The organism is Bacillota bacterium (genome assembly GCA_012727955.1).
GTDB lineage: Bacteria > Bacillota > Limnochordia > DTU087 > JAAYGB01 > JAAYGB01.
In genome coordinates, this window is record JAAYGB010000032.1 from 1 (window position 1) to 15,093 (window position 15,093).

Consider the following 15,093-nt stretch of genomic DNA (forward strand, 5'->3'; position numbering starts at 1 on the left):
GGCACAGAATGGTTATCGGACGATCATGTGGACCATTGATACCATCGATTGGCAAGATCCTTCACCGGAGACAATTGTGCAACGGGTGGTGGGTCGGGCCCAACCGGGAGCAATCGTCCTCATGCACCCCAAACCCAATACGCTAAAGGCGCTGCCGACGATCATCGATCAGCTTCAATCCCAAGGCTATAAATTAGTCACGGTAACGGAGTTGTTGCAGGAATAAAGGTAACCCTTTAGGGTCGGTAAATCCGATAGGCCCAAAGCGTCGCGCAAAGGAGAAAGGCAACGCTCTTCGCTAAGAAGAAGCGTTGCCTTTTTCGTTGATGTCAGATGTCTACAGCTTTGCGCTGATTATTCGCCAGGAGTTGGGATCCTCTTGCCCCAATCGCCAGAGGGCGATCCCCTTGACACCGTACTTGGTGACGATATCCAGTTTGTGTCCGAGACTAGCTGCGTTTTCAAACCAGATTTCTCGGCCTTGGGCGTTGGCATAGGGTGTCTTGCTTTGCTCATCCCATTGAACTCCACTACCGGTATTGGCGATTCTAACGGCAGATTCGTAATTGACCGTGGCTCCTTTTCCAGGACCACTCCAGGCATAGCCATATCCGGGAACTCCCAGGATTACCTTTTGTCTTGGGATCTGGCTGACCGCGTACTTGACCACCTGCTCTACCCATTGGGCAGAGGCAATGGGCCCTGGGTCGCCACCGGTCCAGTGTTGGTCATAGGCCATGAGGACGACGTAATCGGCATAGCGGCCGATCTGAGCGTAATCGAAGGCACCGGACCAGTTGGAGTTTGGGTCATCGTAGGTCTTGGCGGGAATTGCGACGGTGACCGACAGTCCTTTGGGCCGAAGTTGCTCTGATAATTCTTTAATGAATAGAGTGTAGTAATCCCGATCCCGAGGCGGGACATGTTCAAAGTCGATATTAACCCCCGATACTCCCCAGTTCTCTAGGGTCTTGGTGATGTTAGCGATGGCTCGACTGCGTTGACGGGGGTTTCTCAGCACCGATGAGGCGATCTCGGGACTAAACTTGTGGGTCTTCTGGTCATAATTACTGATTAGAGCTAGGGTCTCTAACTCGGTGTTTTCTCCCACCATTTTCAAAAGGTCCGCCAGTTGGTTTGTGGGAGTAGCGTTGACCACATCGCCCGTCGCGGTGACTGAGAAGGCCCATGGGATCACTTTGGTCATTTGGGTATGATGCCTCTGCAGTGACTGAAGCGAGGAGTTGTTGCTTGTGCCCATGTAATAACCCATCACTTCGTAGTTGCCAGGCTTGAGGGCAGCACCGCTTTGAATCAGCATGCCCGCCACCCAGCCGGTATCACCGGACTCCGTTCTCACCTGATACCAGCCATTGGTCTCATCGAGAATCTCCACGGAGCTTTCCGGCTCCAGCACCGACAGCCGGGTTTGATCCGTTCCGGGACCTTCCCGCAGCGTCGCTGGGGAGTCCTTCACGTAACCGATAGACGTGAAGGTGGTGTCCGGTGGGTTGGTCCCGTTCCAATCGGAGTTGGGAGCATGCCCTCCTAACAAACTAGAAAGATAGAATAGAATTCCAAGGATAGCGACTAAGAATGTTTGAGACATGGCAACCTCCCTTCTCCTTTTCCCGGGAATAGAAATCAGCACTGGGATAAGCAGTGCTTATCTGATAATTTCGACAAAACTGTTCTCAAGCCTGTTGTTAACTTCAGTTCCTGTAGTTAACCTCTGGGTAACATGGAAATATCCCGTTGCAGAAGGAAAGCCTGCTATCAACGGGATCCAGGCCTTTTGAGGAAGACATGCTTCATTATATCAGTTGGATGGTGGTGAACATATCCACTAGATAAGGAAGTAGGGGAGAGAACTGCTAGAGACGGTTACTCCTGACAAGATTGTCAATCTGCGCAGGAGTAACGCAGGGACTGCAGAAATTAGTCTTGTGCGCCTAGAGACGATCCGCGCGGGAGGAAAGAGAGTGTACGAAAAGTCAGTTTTGGACAATGGTATTCAAGTGATCACAGAAAGTATCCCCCATGTACGGTCGGTAACCATCGGTTTTTGGTTTAAGGTTGGCTCGCGAGATGAACCGGCCAGTTTGCAGGGGGTAACCCATTTTATTGAGCACATGTTATTCAAGGGGACTACCACTCGGTCGGCTAAGGAAATTGCCGAAACTATGGATGCCACCGGAGGTAGTCTCAATGCCTTTACATCAAAGGAGCATACCTGCTACTACGCCAAGGTTCTAGACCAGCATCTGCCCTTGGCGGTGGAGCTGATTGCCGATATGGTTCTCAATTCCCGTTTCGATGAGTCAGACTTGGCCAAGGAAAAGGGAGTGATCGCCGAGGAAATCAGTATGTATGAGGATGCTCCCGATGAGTTGGTGCATGATCTGATTCTGGAGGCTGCCTGGGGCAACCATCCCTTAGGTCGAAGCACCTTGGGGACCTATGAATCTATCCAAGGGATGGACCGAAATACTCTATTGGAATTCATGGCCCGCCACTACGCCGCGGATAAGTTAGTGGTTTCCGCTGCCGGGAACCTCTGTCATGATCAGGTGGTGGAACTGGTTGGGAAAGCCTTTGCCTCCTTACCCCTACGGGGAGAGAAGCGGGCCTCTATTGAGATCACCACCGATGCAACGACGGTGGTGCGGTGGAAGGACACAGAACAAGTGCATCTCTGTGTCGGTAACGGCGGCCTAGCCTACTCTCATCCCCATCGGTATCCGATGTATGTGTTGGACACCCTATTTGGTGGAGGAATGAGCTCTCGGCTCTTTCAAGAGTTACGGGAATCCAAGGGTCTAGTGTATTCGGCATACTCGTATCACATGGGCTTCCAGGAGACGGGCCTGTTTACCATCTATGCGGGGACTTCGCCGGAGAACCTAAGCACGGTACTGTCTTTGGTAAGACGGGAGCAGGAACAACTATGTGAAGAGGGTGTTACGGCCCAGGAGCTAGAGCGAGCCAAGGAACAATTAAAAGGCGGATTAATGCTGAGTCTGGAAAGCACCAGCAACCGCATGCATCGCCTGGCGAAGGCCTTGCTATACCAGGAACCGGTGCTCACCGCCGATGAAATCATTGCCCGGATTGAGAACGTGACCAGGGAAGAGGTACAGAACTTGGCCTGCGGAATGTTTGGGCAGGGACAGCCAGCCTTGGCAGCCATCGGTGCGGTAACGGAGCAAGGCCTGGGGGCATCCTTCTTGGCGGCCAATTCATAGTAAGGTGGGAAGTTGTCGTGGACAAGCTTGATGATATCTTTGCCAAACAACGGCAGCTGGACGATTTTTTGATCTCGGAACGGGGACTGGATTTTGATACCCAGGTCTGGGTTCAAAAGGGAGTACTGGCGATGATTTCCGAGTTGGCGGAGTTATTAGACGAAGTGAATTTCAAGTGGTGGAAGAATCCTACACCGGTAAATGAAGATCGGGTAAAAGATGAAATGGTGGATATTCTGCATTTCTTCGTCAGTATGTGCAACAAAATTGGAATGGATAGCCAGGAGCTATATGAAAGATACTTAGCCAAGAACGAAGTTAACTTTAGGCGCCAGCACGGCACCGGCGACAAACCGGGCTATGAGTTACCGGCAGGTCCTAATAAGAATGTTCAGCCGTAGCTCAGATCTGGCAAATATGGTATAATGAAATCGACCCCAGGCTGCCCTTTGAGGTGGTTCTGGGGTGTTGTCTTTTTGCGGAAGATTGGCATCGTGGCTGTTGGTGGTTTGTTGTTGATTGGTTGTCTGGTAGGTTCCGTTGAGCCCATGGAAGCTACCTCGAAGTTGACCGCGGAGTTGGTGGTGGCTCCTGGGCTTCGATCCTCCCCGACCAAGGCAGATGGCATCTGGCAGCAAGCTGCACTGAAATGGGAGAGTTTCGATTCCCAGTGGGCCCTGGGCCTGGAATTGATTGGAGACGGTGATGGGAAGTCGACAGGGCAGTTAACCCGCTGGCGAGGCTCAGCTACCGCCAGTTATATCAATCCCGAATCGGGTCGGGGCGGTGGAGTCCGAGTATTTCACGGTCGGCCCCACTTTAGCACTAGCGATTTACTCCAACTGGTGGAGCGGGGACGCTATAGTGATGATGGATCGGGGTTAGTTGTTTTCGGAAAGGGAAAGACTGCCCAGCTAACGGGGGTCTACGTCGACACCGTGGCCAATATCGGTGACGATGGTTTCTTGGGATTATTGGAGGGTTCCTGGGAAAGGGAACCGGTGCGCCTTCTCGTTGACCTGATTCATCTCCAATCTCAGCCCCGATGGCATGCCCTAGCCTCTCAGCCGGGATATTGGACCTCGATGCAGCAAAGTCTGGCCAGTCTGCAGGTGGGGTACGGGGCGAAGGGCTGGCCCTTTGAGCTGGAGGCGCAAATTGCCGGCGTATATACCCATCGCCTGGAGCGTACCTATCGATATAGGGGAACCGATGGAGCCATTGCCCTCGAGATAGCAGCCAATCCCCGCAGTCGGGTTGCCTCCTTGGGAGGGGTAATGAAGGCCTGCATCACCAGTGACGGATTTCGCTCCGCTTTGGGCAGCAGAGTGACAGCCGAAGGCGCCAACATGGCCTGTGATGGTCGATTATACTGGCGGCCCACCGATACCCTGCGGCTGCAAAGCTATCTATCCTTTGACGGTCGACAAACAGCGCTGGATCTTGAAACATGGAAAAGATATCGCTGGGGAGATCTGCGGATCACCCTTGGCAGCAGCGGGTACCAATTGAGTGGCAGAGTCAGACCGGAGAAGTTTTTCTTGTCCCGGATCGAGGGCACCCTGCAGTATCGGCCTGACAGTGATTATTGGCGATTGCACTACGATCTTACTGCCCGAGATGGAGGGCAGTATGTAGTGGATCTGAGGGGCGATGCCCTGCGGCAGCGAATCGGTTTCGGCTTGCTTTGGGGAAGCAGTTGGTGGGAAGGTATGTATAAGTGGGGGCGCGATCTGGAAGGGGTTTGGCGAATTTGTCTGGAGCGACAGTGGGGAATCGGCAGCTTTTCCGTAGGGTATGGATATGATGATCGTGGTAGACTCGACGTTGGCTGGGGCTATCCACCCCGGGTGGAACTCTCCTACACCCTAAGGTATTAGGCGACTGGGGATAGGACTGGGCAAGGAATCAACCAAAATCCTACCTGTAAGGGGGAGATGGGGCTTTGCGATTTAGCGAGCTTGCCGGCAAGGAAATAATCTCCATCGACGAAGGGGCCCGACTGGGTGTGATTGATGACACTGATTTGGTCATCGACACGGAGTCTGGGCAGATTCGATCGTTATTGATTCGCAATCGGGGCAGCTTCTTTAAGAGAAGGACGCTGGTCTTGGGCTGGTCGGGTATTGAAAAGGTGGGCCATGATTTCGTGATCGTTAACCTATCGGATATGGAAAGCGAAGCGGAGAGTCTCAGGCGAGCGGGAATTGACGTCTAGTCCCTAAGACTTGACAACCTGTCCATCGCTCTGCGACAATACAGATAGTCTAACATGGGATAGATTTCCCTTTCGCGGGAGAGAATTTCCTGTGTTGTAGCCGGGAGGTACCGATAGTGTCATTAACAGTAGCTGTTTGCGGCGCGCTAGGCCGTATGGGAAGGGAAGTCGTCAAGACAATCGCAGCGGCACCGGACCTGGAACTGACAGGAGCTGTGGATCGGGGAGTTGACCAGCCCGTCGATGCCGGTGTGGCAGCGGGGGTAGGTGAGCTGGGGATTACCGTTGTTTCGACTCTAGAGTCTCTAGCCGCGAATCCCCCCGAGATATTAGTGGATTTTACCCAGCCAGACAGTGTCATGGCCAATGCCATTCGCGGCTTGGATATGGGTTCCCACTTGGTGATTGGCACCACTGGCTTGTCCCAGGGAGACCTAAAGCAGCTGGATGAGGCAGCCAGAGCGACGGGGCGAGGGGTCATAGTTGCACCGAACTTTGCCCTGGGAGCTGTGCTGATGATGAACTTCGCAGCCTTGGCGGCTAAGTACTTTCCCGATGTGGAGATCATCGAGTTACACCATGAGCAGAAGAAAGACGCTCCTTCCGGTACTGCGATTAAGACCGCGGAAATGATCCGAGCGGCCCGGGAAGCCAATGGTTTCATTGACGCCTGCTGGGAGAGTTTGCCCGGAGCCAGGGGCGGTGACTTTGATGGAATCAGGATTCACTCCGTTCGCTTGCCCGGTTTTGTTGCCCATCAAGAAGTTATTTTTGGTTTGACCGGCCAGACGCTGACTATCAGGCACGACTCCACCAGTCGAGAGTCCTTTATGCCTGGAGTGTTATTGGCGATTCGGGAGGTCAGCAAGATTGAAGGGTTAATCTACGGGTTGGAGCACCTGCTGCAGCTATAAAGCCTGAAGCCGCCGGCTGAAGCGATGATTTGCTGGCTAGGCCTTTCACCCTATCCCGGTGCCCGCATATACTACTACCATCTGACGGACGTAGGTGGGCAAGGCATTAACCGTGGATGGAGGGAGACCCGTGGAAAGGTTAGACTTGGGGGCCATTACCGTTACCGTAGTTGGCGGTGACGCTAGGGAAGTAGAATTGATTCGTGGCTTGGTGCAGTCGGGGGCAAGGGTACAGGCCGTGGGATTCCCGCCGGGGTTGGTTTCAGATTCGGTGATTGTCTACACCGATCTCTACCAGGCTCTGGCCACAGCCGACGTGGTGGTAGCGCCCATGAGCAACACCGACGTGCACGGTAAAGTGGAGGCGGTAATGGATCCCAGTGTATCTATCCAGTTGGATGAAAGGGCCTTTGCGCGGTTGCGCCCAGGTACCCCGTTGTTCATTGGGAAGGCCAAACCCGTCATCCGCGATTTGGCTGATAAGTATCGGATTCCTGTGATTGAAACCGGCGAAATCGATGAGATAGCGATCCCCAATAGCATTCCTACGGCCGAAGGCGTGCTGATGCTGGCTATGGAGCGGATGCCCATCACCCTACATGGGTCTAGGGTTGTCGTGGTCGGCTTTGGCCGTTGCGGGCTGACCTTGGGACGGATGCTGCAGGGAATTGGTGCCAAGACGACGGTAGTTGCCCGGAGTTTGGCTCAGCTGGCTCGGGCTGCGGAAATGGGTCTTAATATTCTGGAAATAGCTCGCCTCCCGGAGGCGGTGAGTGTCGCGGATTTGGTGGTTAATACCGTGCCGGCACCGGTGCTCACAGGAACAGTCTTAGCAGTGATGCCAAAGGAGGCACTGGTGATCGATATTGCCTCAGCTCCCGGGGGAACGGATTTTGCTGCCGCCAAAGAGCTGGGGATTGAAGCTATCCATGCATTAGGATTACCGGGCAAGGTAGCTCCTAAAACCGCCGGTCTAATTCTAGCTGATACTATCCCCAAACTAATCAGCCAGCTGATGTCCCAGCCCAAGCAACCGACGTCCGAATCCTAGGAGTGGGTGCTGTATGAGCTTGGCTGGAGTAAAGATCGGTTTTGCTTTGACGGGTTCCTTTTGTACCTTTGCTGAAGTGGTGCCCCAGATGGCAGCTCTTAAGGCTGCTGGAGCCGAAATTTGGCCTGTATTGTCGCCGATAGTGCAGTCCACCGATACAAGATTTGGCACAGCCTCAGACTGGAGAAATAAGATTGAGCAGATTGCCGGGAGAAGTAGTATCACTAATATCGTAGAGGCTGAACCCGTTGGCCCTAAGAAGCTGCTGGATTTGGTGGTTGTGGCCCCTTGTACCGGAAACAGCTTAGCTAAGATGGCTAACGGGATTACCGATACCAACGTATTGATGGTGGTAAAATCCCACTTGCGTAATGAGCGACCGGTAGTGGTAGGGGTATCAACCAATGATGGATTGGCTAACAATGCGGACAATATTGGAAAACTATTGAAACGGCGTCATGTATATTTTATCCCCTTCGGGCAAGATGACCCTGAAGGCAAAGCCCGATCCTTGGTTGCGGATTGGTCCAAGTTACTCCCAACCGTTGAAGCGGCACTGGAGGGAAGGCAAATTCAACCTATCCTATTGCGAGGGTAGTTTGAGCTTGCACAAAAATAATGACGGTGCCGGTGGATAAATCTTTAGTAAGGAGAATGAAGCCAAAATGTCGATGAATGTTGCAGTTTTGGGTGCGACCGGCGCCGTCGGTACAGAGTTACTCAATCTCTTAGCTGAGCGGAATTTCCCGGTAGGGAAGCTAAAATTGCTAGCTTCGGCCCGGTCTGCCGGTCGTAGGATCCAGGCCCTTGGGCGAGAGATTGTAGTGGAAGAAGTTTCTGAAGCAGCCTTTGCCGATGTGGATATTGCCTTTTTTGCTGCCGGGGGAGAAGTCAGCAAGCAATGGGCTCCTGTGGCCGTTAAGCAGGGGACCGTGGTCGTCGATAACAGCAGTGCCTTTCGGATGGATCCCCAGGTGCCTCTGGTAGTGCCGGAGGTTAATGCCCAGGACATCAAAACCCAAAAGGGTATCATCGCTAATCCCAACTGTTCAACGATTATTATGGCGGTGGCTTTGGAACCGATTCACCGGGCGGTGGGAATTGAGCGGGTGGTTGTCTCTACCTACCAGGCAGTTTCCGGGGTGGGAGCCAGAGCCATTACGGAGTTGGAGCAACAGACTCGAGCTGTTCTCAACGGTGAGGAGCCGGTGATGGAGTGTTTTCCGGGAACAAGCGCTAAGAAGCATTATCTGATGGCTTTTAATCTCATTCCCCAGATTGATTCCTTCTTAGAGGATGGCTATACCAAAGAAGAAGTGAAGATGATTGACGAGACTCGGAAGATTTTCCATGAGCCAGAGATGAGAATTACTGCGACTACGGTGCGGGTTCCGGTATATCGTTGCCATTCGGAGTCAATCAACTTGGAGTTGAAGGGTGAACTCTCTGTTGCCGAAGCACAGAGGATTTTGGCGGAGTCTCCTGGGATAGTCGTTGTCGATAATCCCGAGGAACAAGAGTATCCCATGCCCTTAGACGTAACGGGTAAGGATGAAATTTACGTGGGTCGGATTCGTGTCGATCAGTCGATTCCTCACGGACTAAATCTTTGGGTAGTGGGGGACCAGATTCGAAAGGGAGCAGCGCTGAACGCAGTTCAAATCGCGGAACAGTTGTTGTAGGCATACCGGACTTCCCACCGGCCAAGGGGGAACGAAAGTGAATATTGTTGTCCAAAAGTTTGGGGGAACTTCCGTCGCCGATCACAAGGATCGCCGGCGGGCGGTCCAGTGTGTGCTGCAGGCAGTACAGCAAGGTGAGTCTCCCGTGGTGGTGGTCTCAGCCATGGGACGTTCGGGAGATCCCTATGCCACTGATACTCTGGTGCAGTTGATGCAGGCCGAGGGGGATACCCTGTGTGAGCGGGAACTCGATATGTTGATGGCCTGCGGAGAGTTGATTAGCTCTGCCATCGTCGCACAAGCTATTACCGCTGCCGGGCATCGGGCCGTCGCCTTGAGCGGCGGGCAAGCGGGAATCATTACCGATGATAGCTTTGGCGAGGCCAAGATTCTGGAAGTGAGAAGCCAGCGTCTGATAGAACTGATACAGTCCGGTCGGATCCCGGTGGTGGCGGGGTTTCAAGGGGCAACCCTGCAGGGAGATATTACCACCCTCGGCCGGGGCGGCAGTGATACCACCGCTACAGCCTTAGCCGTCGCGCTCAAGGCAAAGCGGGTGGAAATCTACACCGATGTGGCTGGGATCATGACCGCGGATCCGAGACTAGAACCCAGGGCTAGGCGCCTTGATAGCCTAACTTACCAAGAGGTGGCGGAACTTGCCCATTTAGGAGCGAAGGTGGTTCATCCTAGAGCGGTGGAGATCGCGGCAGAAGGGGACATTCCCATCTATGTTCGGTCATTGTATTCCGATGATCCGGGCACGGTGATTGCTTCTCGCCGCAGTCAGCCGATTCCAATCTACAGCGACAAAGTAGTGACTGGTATTGCCCATGTGAGCAACTTGGCCCATGTTGAAATTTACACCGATGGCGATTTCAACGATGGCTTGGCCATTCGCTTGTTTGAGGCGGTGGCCGGTGCGAATATTAGTATTGACGTGATTTATATGTCTCCCACATTGATCGCCTTCAATGTTCATGATAGTCAAGCCGATGACTTGGTTGAAATCCTTCAGGGTTTGGGGCTATCTGGGCAGTTTACAGTGGAAACCGGCTATGCCAAGGTTTCTGCCGTGGGGGCCGGAATGCGAGGAGTACCAGGCGTTATGTATCGGATCGTTAACGCGCTACACCGTTACGGCTGTAGTGTCTTTCAGACCACCGACTCACATGCTAACATCTCCTGTCTTGTCAAGGAATCCCGAATACAAGACGCAGTCCGGGCCTTGCATGAGGAGTTTGAGTTGGGTATGTAATGGAAACGGTCAGAAGGCGTGAGACTAGTTTTTGCAGGATTTGGTATCAGATCAGGGAATAATTTATTGGTGATAGTTCATGTCGCAAGCGTGTGATAGGGGTGGATTCCGTGAATAGCGGTTTTGGCACAGTAATAACTGCGATGATAACTCCGATGCTGGATGACTATAGTGTTGACTATCAGGGGGCGGCTGAGCTAGCTGAGCACTTGATTGAAAATGGTTCCGATGGCCTAGTAGTGGCGGGGACCACTGGCGAGTCGCCTACCCTCAGCGACGAGGAAAAGGTCAAGCTTTTTGCTACTGTGGTTGAGTCCGTTGGTGGCAAGGTTCCAGTGATCGCCGGTACCGGTTCCAATAACACTGCCCATACTATCGAGTTAACTAAGCAGGCAGAAAAGGTTGGCGTAGATGGAGTTATGTTAGTAACTCCATACTACAACAAACCCTCCCAGGGGGGAATTTTGCAGCACTTTAAGACGGTTGTGGAAAATACTCGGCTCCCGGTAATGATCTACAATATTCCCGGCCGAACAGGGGTTAATATAACTGCAGATACCATGGTGGAATTGTCTAAGCTGCGCAACGTAGTGGCGATCAAGGAAGCCAGTGGAAGTCTTGACCAAATTGGAGAAGTTATTCGTCGCGTCGGTCGAGACGTCAAGGTCTATAGTGGAGACGATAGCCTGACTCTGCCGGTTATGGCTATTGGTGGAGACGGGGTAGTTAGTGTGGCATCCCATGTAGTTGGTCTGAGAATGCGGGCCATGATTGATGCCTATAATAGCGGTAGAGATAAAGAAGCGGCAGACCTGCATCTAGAGATGCTTCCTTTGTTTAAGAATTTGTTCATTACCAGCAACCCTGTGCCGGTAAAAACCGCCCTGAGTATGCTGGGATTACCCGCGGGACCAGTGCGACTTCCCTTAGTGTCTGCAACGGAAGAAGAGGTTGCCATTATCAAGCAAACACTGCAGAACTTGAATTTGGTCTAGTCAGACGCGAGGGGTCGAATCCCAATATTGGATAGTAGCAATGGGCTGTCCGTAGAGGCAGCCTTTTTTGTTGAACAGTGTTGGTGGTTTTCCCACCGTGGAGGAGGGGAATACTGGAACCAGGGATTTCTGTTCGACTTTTTCATCATTACTATGGTAAGACACGGGACGGTAGGTGTCGGATTATCTTGGAGGTGAAGGTTTTTTGTCTAAGGAAAAAAGACTTGCCGTCATCCCCCTTGGGGGTTTGGGGGAAATCGGCAAGAACATGACAGTAGTAGAGTACGGTGATGATTTGATCATCATCGATGCGGGTGTGATGTTTCCGGAAAATGAGATGTTGGGAATCGACTATGTGATTCCCGATATGACTTATATCCGGGAAAATAAGGATCGGGTTAGGGCGATTTTGTTGACCCATGGCCATGAAGATCACATCGGCGGCGTTCCCTACTTGCTGAATGAAGTGAATGCCCCTATTTATGGCACTCGCTTGACCCTTGGTCTCCTGAAGGGAAAACTAGAAGAACATGGGCTGTTGCGAACTGCCCAGGTACACTGCATCAAGGCAGGAGACAAGATTCAACTCAACAGCATGACCGTTGAGTTTATCCATGTTAACCACAGCATCGCCGACGTAGTGGCATTGGCGATACATACTGAGGCGGGAGTTATAGTCCACATGAGCGACTTTAAGCTGGATCAGACTCCCATTGACGGTAAGGTCATGGACCTGCACAAACTGGCGGAACTGGGACGCAAGGGTGTTCTCCTGTTGATGTCTGACAGCACCAACGCGGAACGTCCCGGCTTTACCCTGTCGGAAAGGGCAGTTGGTGATACCTTTGACGATGTGTTCCAAAGAGCCGAAGGCCGGATATTGGTGGCTACCTTTGCCTCCAATATTCATCGCATTCAGCAGGTCATTGATTCAGCGATGCGCTTCAACCGAAAGATCGCTGTGGTAGGCCGAAGTATGGAAAACGTAGTGAGAATTGCGGTAGATCTTGGATATCTGCAAATGCCCGATGGGATGTGGATTGATATCGATCGAGTGAAGCAGTATCCCGCCAATCGAGTTGTCGTCCTGACCACGGGAAGCCAAGGTGAGCCCATGGCAGCCTTGACTCGCATGGCGATGAACGAGCATCGGCGCATCGACATTGTACCAGGAGACACCGTTATCATTTCGGCGATGGCCATTCCCGGCAACGAGAAATTGGTGGGCAAGACCATCAATCAGCTTTTCAAACAGGGTGCCGACGTGATCTATGAGCCCTTTTCCGGGGTCCATGTGTCTGGGCACGCGTCCCAAGAGGAGCTAAAGCTGGTCCTTAACCTGTGCAGGCCCAAGTATTTCATCCCCATTCACGGTGAGCATCGGATGTTGGTCAGTCACGCTCGCTTGGCCGAGGCCGTGGGTATTCCCGAGGATAATATCTTCATTGCGGAGATTGGAGACGTTATCGAAGTCTCTCGGGAACGAATTGCCTTGGTTGACAAGGTGCCCTCTGGTCAAGTCTTGGTGGACGGTCTCGGCGTTGGTGATGTAGGCAATATCGTCCTGCGGGATCGACGTCAGTTGTCTCAGGACGGGATTCTCATTGTCGTCGTGACAATAGACAAGCAGACGGGAGAGGTGGTGGCGGGACCGGATATCGTTTCCCGGGGCTTTGTTTATGTGCGAGAATCGGAGAAACTCATCGATGAAGCCAGAGACCGGGTGCGGGAGGCCCTGGCTGCCTGTGAGGCCGAAAACGTTACGGAGTGGGGCATTATCAAGGGCAACATGAAGGACGCCCTCAGCAGTTTATTGTGGGAAAAAACCAAACGGCGTCCGATGATTATGCCAATCATCATGGAAGTATAGCTGAATAGACTACAAGGGAAAGCTTAGCCGGGCTCAGCCCGGCTGTTAACATATTTCGCCTGGCATTACCCCATACTAACCTAGATCAAACGCATGAGGGGTGTGTGCTATGCAGAATTTCTATCCAGATTACGGTCTAGGTAGCGGTGGAGAAGGTTCCACTCCTTCACCGGTTACCGAGCAGCCGAGGGCACCGGTGCAGGATCCTCCCCCGTCACCGTCGCCTGGGGCGGCTGGAGCACGACAGGGCAGTACACTGCAAAGTATCCAACAACTGGGCCAGCTAAGGCCGGCTGCACCGGGAATATCGAGGATGCAGATGATCCCCATTGTTGGACAAATCGAAGGCCATGTGATCTTACCTCCAAAGAACAAAGCGACAAAGTATGAGCATATCATACCGCAGTTGGTGGCAGTGGAGCAGAATCCTAAGATTAAGGGACTCCTTTTGATTCTCAACACCGTAGGGGGAGATATTGAGGCCGGTCTGGCCATAGCCGAGATGATTCACAGTCTTTCTAAGCCAACGGTATCTCTAGTTCTCGGTGGAGGCCACTCTATTGGAGCTCCCATCGCAGTATCCGCGGACTACAGCTTCATCGCTCCTTCTGCTACGATAACGATCCATCCGATTCGATTGACTGGCTTAGTGATTGGGGTGCCCCAGACCTATGAGTACCTCGATAAGATGCAGGATCGGGTGATAAACTTTATCGTTGAAAACTCGAACATCACCGAAGAACGGCTGCGAGATCTAATGTTCCGGACCGGAGAACTAGTTCGAGATGTAGGTACTGTACTAATCGGTCCCGAGGCAGTGCGAGTGGGAATGATTGACGAAGTTGGTGGGTTGGCTCAGGCTGTGGCCAAACTCGAGGAAATGATGGGTCCCTTGGATCCAGAGGAGCTAGCAGCCATCGAAGGTCAAGTTGCTTCGGCACCGGAGGGAGTTGGACGCCATTGATGTGGACGATTGTCCCCGATGAAGTAGTTTGGGAAGGATTTGAGGAAGATAACCGAGAGTATGTGGAACTGATTGGTGTCAACGGGGTATTGATGCAAGTGGAACCCATTGGAGGCAATCAGGGACGGGTAGTTCGGGTGATTAGTTCGGAACCCGAAGATTATTGGAGACCGGAGTGTCAACCGGGAGTACTGGTGGATCTCAACACCGGACAGCAACTGCCGAACTAGCAGCAAGCAACGGTATCTAGTGGTTAGGGTGGGCTCAGAGAGTGGCTCACCCTTTTTGGTGTGCTAAACCGCCTCCCCATCCCATAGATTCATGCATGGGAGGGAGACGACATGTGGGTACAACCATTGGTGGGTTTTTCCCTGGGGCTGGCCTTGTTTCTTGTGGGTCTGTTGGTAATGTCTCGTAATTTGGTTTCTTCGGCTGGCAGTCGCCTGCAGCAGGTATTGGCTAAGGCTGCTGGTAACCAGTACCTGGGGTGTCTATTGGGAACGGTGGTTACTGCCGTTGTCCAAAGCAGCAGTGCGGTTAATGCTACCGCGGTGGGTTTGGTGGGTTCGGGGGTGTTAACCTACCGCCAAGGGCTCGCGATCATGCTGGGTGCCAATATCGGTACCACCGTTACGGCGCAGTTAACGGTATTGCCGCTGACGGAATATGGCCTCTGGCTGACAGTGGTGGGCCTGCTTTGGTGGTTGATTGGTCCGAGAAGGGGGATTCATCGCTATGTGGGCGCTGCCGTAGCCGGCTTAGGTGGTCTTTTCATGGGGATGCAGCTGATGCAGACATCCTTGGCTCCCTTGGGGGTCACGGTGGCCCAAAGACTCTTTCCCGCCGCCCAGAAAACGGGGCCCTTGAATGCCATCGGGATCGGAGTAGGTGTTACC

Annotated in this window: 16 protein-coding genes; 15 read left to right on the forward strand and 1 reads right to left on the reverse strand. The window is 52.8% G+C overall.

Going from position 1 to position 15,093, the window contains the following annotated elements:
• Nucleotides 1-226: polysaccharide deacetylase (locus tag GX030_05990; protein ID NLV91926.1), on the forward strand; the 226-nt coding region annotated here is incomplete at its 5' end.
• A gap of 111 nt (nucleotides 227-337) precedes the next feature.
• Here GX030_05990 and GX030_05995 read toward each other — a convergent pair.
• On the reverse strand, nucleotides 338-1,609 hold the full coding sequence (locus tag GX030_05995) for an SH3 domain-containing protein (GenBank protein NLV91927.1): 1,272 nt from the start codon (nucleotides 1,607-1,609) through the stop codon (nucleotides 338-340).
• Between the two features lie 373 nt (nucleotides 1,610-1,982).
• Here GX030_05995 and GX030_06000 point away from each other — a divergent pair, with 373 nt between their 5' ends.
• The 14 genes from GX030_06000 to GX030_06065 form a co-directional block, all read left to right on the forward strand.
• Entirely contained in the window at nucleotides 1,983-3,245 is a 1,263-nt protein-coding gene (locus GX030_06000) for an insulinase family protein (protein ID NLV91928.1), read from the forward strand.
• Nucleotides 3,221-3,646: a dUTPase gene (locus GX030_06005; GenBank protein ID NLV91929.1), complete on the forward strand. Its 426-nt coding sequence runs from the start codon at nucleotides 3,221-3,223 to the stop codon at nucleotides 3,644-3,646. The genes GX030_06000 and GX030_06005 overlap by 25 nt, the downstream gene beginning before the upstream one ends.
• A gap of 75 nt (nucleotides 3,647-3,721) precedes the next feature.
• Nucleotides 3,722-5,125: a hypothetical protein gene (locus GX030_06010; protein NLV91930.1), complete on the forward strand. Its 1,404-nt coding sequence runs from the start codon at nucleotides 3,722-3,724 to the stop codon at nucleotides 5,123-5,125.
• Between the two features lie 65 nt (nucleotides 5,126-5,190).
• Nucleotides 5,191-5,463, forward strand: a complete 273-nt coding sequence (locus tag GX030_06015; GenBank protein ID NLV91931.1) for a YlmC/YmxH family sporulation protein — start codon at nucleotides 5,191-5,193, stop codon at nucleotides 5,461-5,463.
• Between the two features lie 116 nt (nucleotides 5,464-5,579).
• Entirely contained in the window at nucleotides 5,580-6,377 is a 798-nt protein-coding gene (locus GX030_06020; GenBank protein NLV91932.1) for a 4-hydroxy-tetrahydrodipicolinate reductase, read from the forward strand.
• Nucleotides 6,378-6,507: 130 nt separating this feature from the next.
• Entirely contained in the window at nucleotides 6,508-7,428 is a 921-nt protein-coding gene (dpsA, locus tag GX030_06025) for a dipicolinate synthase subunit DpsA (protein NLV91933.1), read from the forward strand.
• Nucleotides 7,429-7,441: 13 nt separating this feature from the next.
• On the forward strand, nucleotides 7,442-8,026 hold the full coding sequence (locus GX030_06030; protein NLV91934.1) for a dipicolinate synthase subunit B: 585 nt from the start codon (nucleotides 7,442-7,444) through the stop codon (nucleotides 8,024-8,026).
• 67 nt (nucleotides 8,027-8,093) lie between these two features.
• Nucleotides 8,094-9,110 (forward strand): aspartate-semialdehyde dehydrogenase, encoded by a 1,017-nt coding sequence (locus GX030_06035; GenBank protein NLV91935.1) that lies wholly within the window; start codon nucleotides 8,094-8,096, stop codon nucleotides 9,108-9,110.
• Nucleotides 9,111-9,147: 37 nt separating this feature from the next.
• A complete protein-coding gene (gene dapG, locus GX030_06040) occupies nucleotides 9,148-10,368 on the forward strand; it encodes an aspartate kinase (protein ID NLV91936.1) in 1,221 nt (406 codons plus the stop codon).
• A gap of 110 nt (nucleotides 10,369-10,478) precedes the next feature.
• Complete coding sequence (gene dapA / locus GX030_06045) at nucleotides 10,479-11,363, forward strand: 4-hydroxy-tetrahydrodipicolinate synthase (protein NLV91937.1); 885 nt, start codon at nucleotides 10,479-10,481, stop codon at nucleotides 11,361-11,363.
• Between the two features lie 205 nt (nucleotides 11,364-11,568).
• Complete coding sequence (locus tag GX030_06050) at nucleotides 11,569-13,233, forward strand: ribonuclease J (protein ID NLV91938.1); 1,665 nt, start codon at nucleotides 11,569-11,571, stop codon at nucleotides 13,231-13,233.
• A 109-nt stretch (nucleotides 13,234-13,342) separates the two neighbouring features.
• A complete protein-coding gene (locus tag GX030_06055) occupies nucleotides 13,343-14,197 on the forward strand; it encodes a hypothetical protein (GenBank protein NLV91939.1) in 855 nt (284 codons plus the stop codon).
• Nucleotides 14,194-14,427: a hypothetical protein gene (locus tag GX030_06060; GenBank protein ID NLV91940.1), complete on the forward strand. Its 234-nt coding sequence runs from the start codon at nucleotides 14,194-14,196 to the stop codon at nucleotides 14,425-14,427. The genes GX030_06055 and GX030_06060 overlap by 4 nt, the downstream gene beginning before the upstream one ends.
• Nucleotides 14,428-14,538: 111 nt before the next feature.
• On the forward strand, nucleotides 14,539-15,093 hold a 555-nt coding region (locus GX030_06065; protein NLV91941.1), incomplete at its 3' end, for a Na/Pi symporter.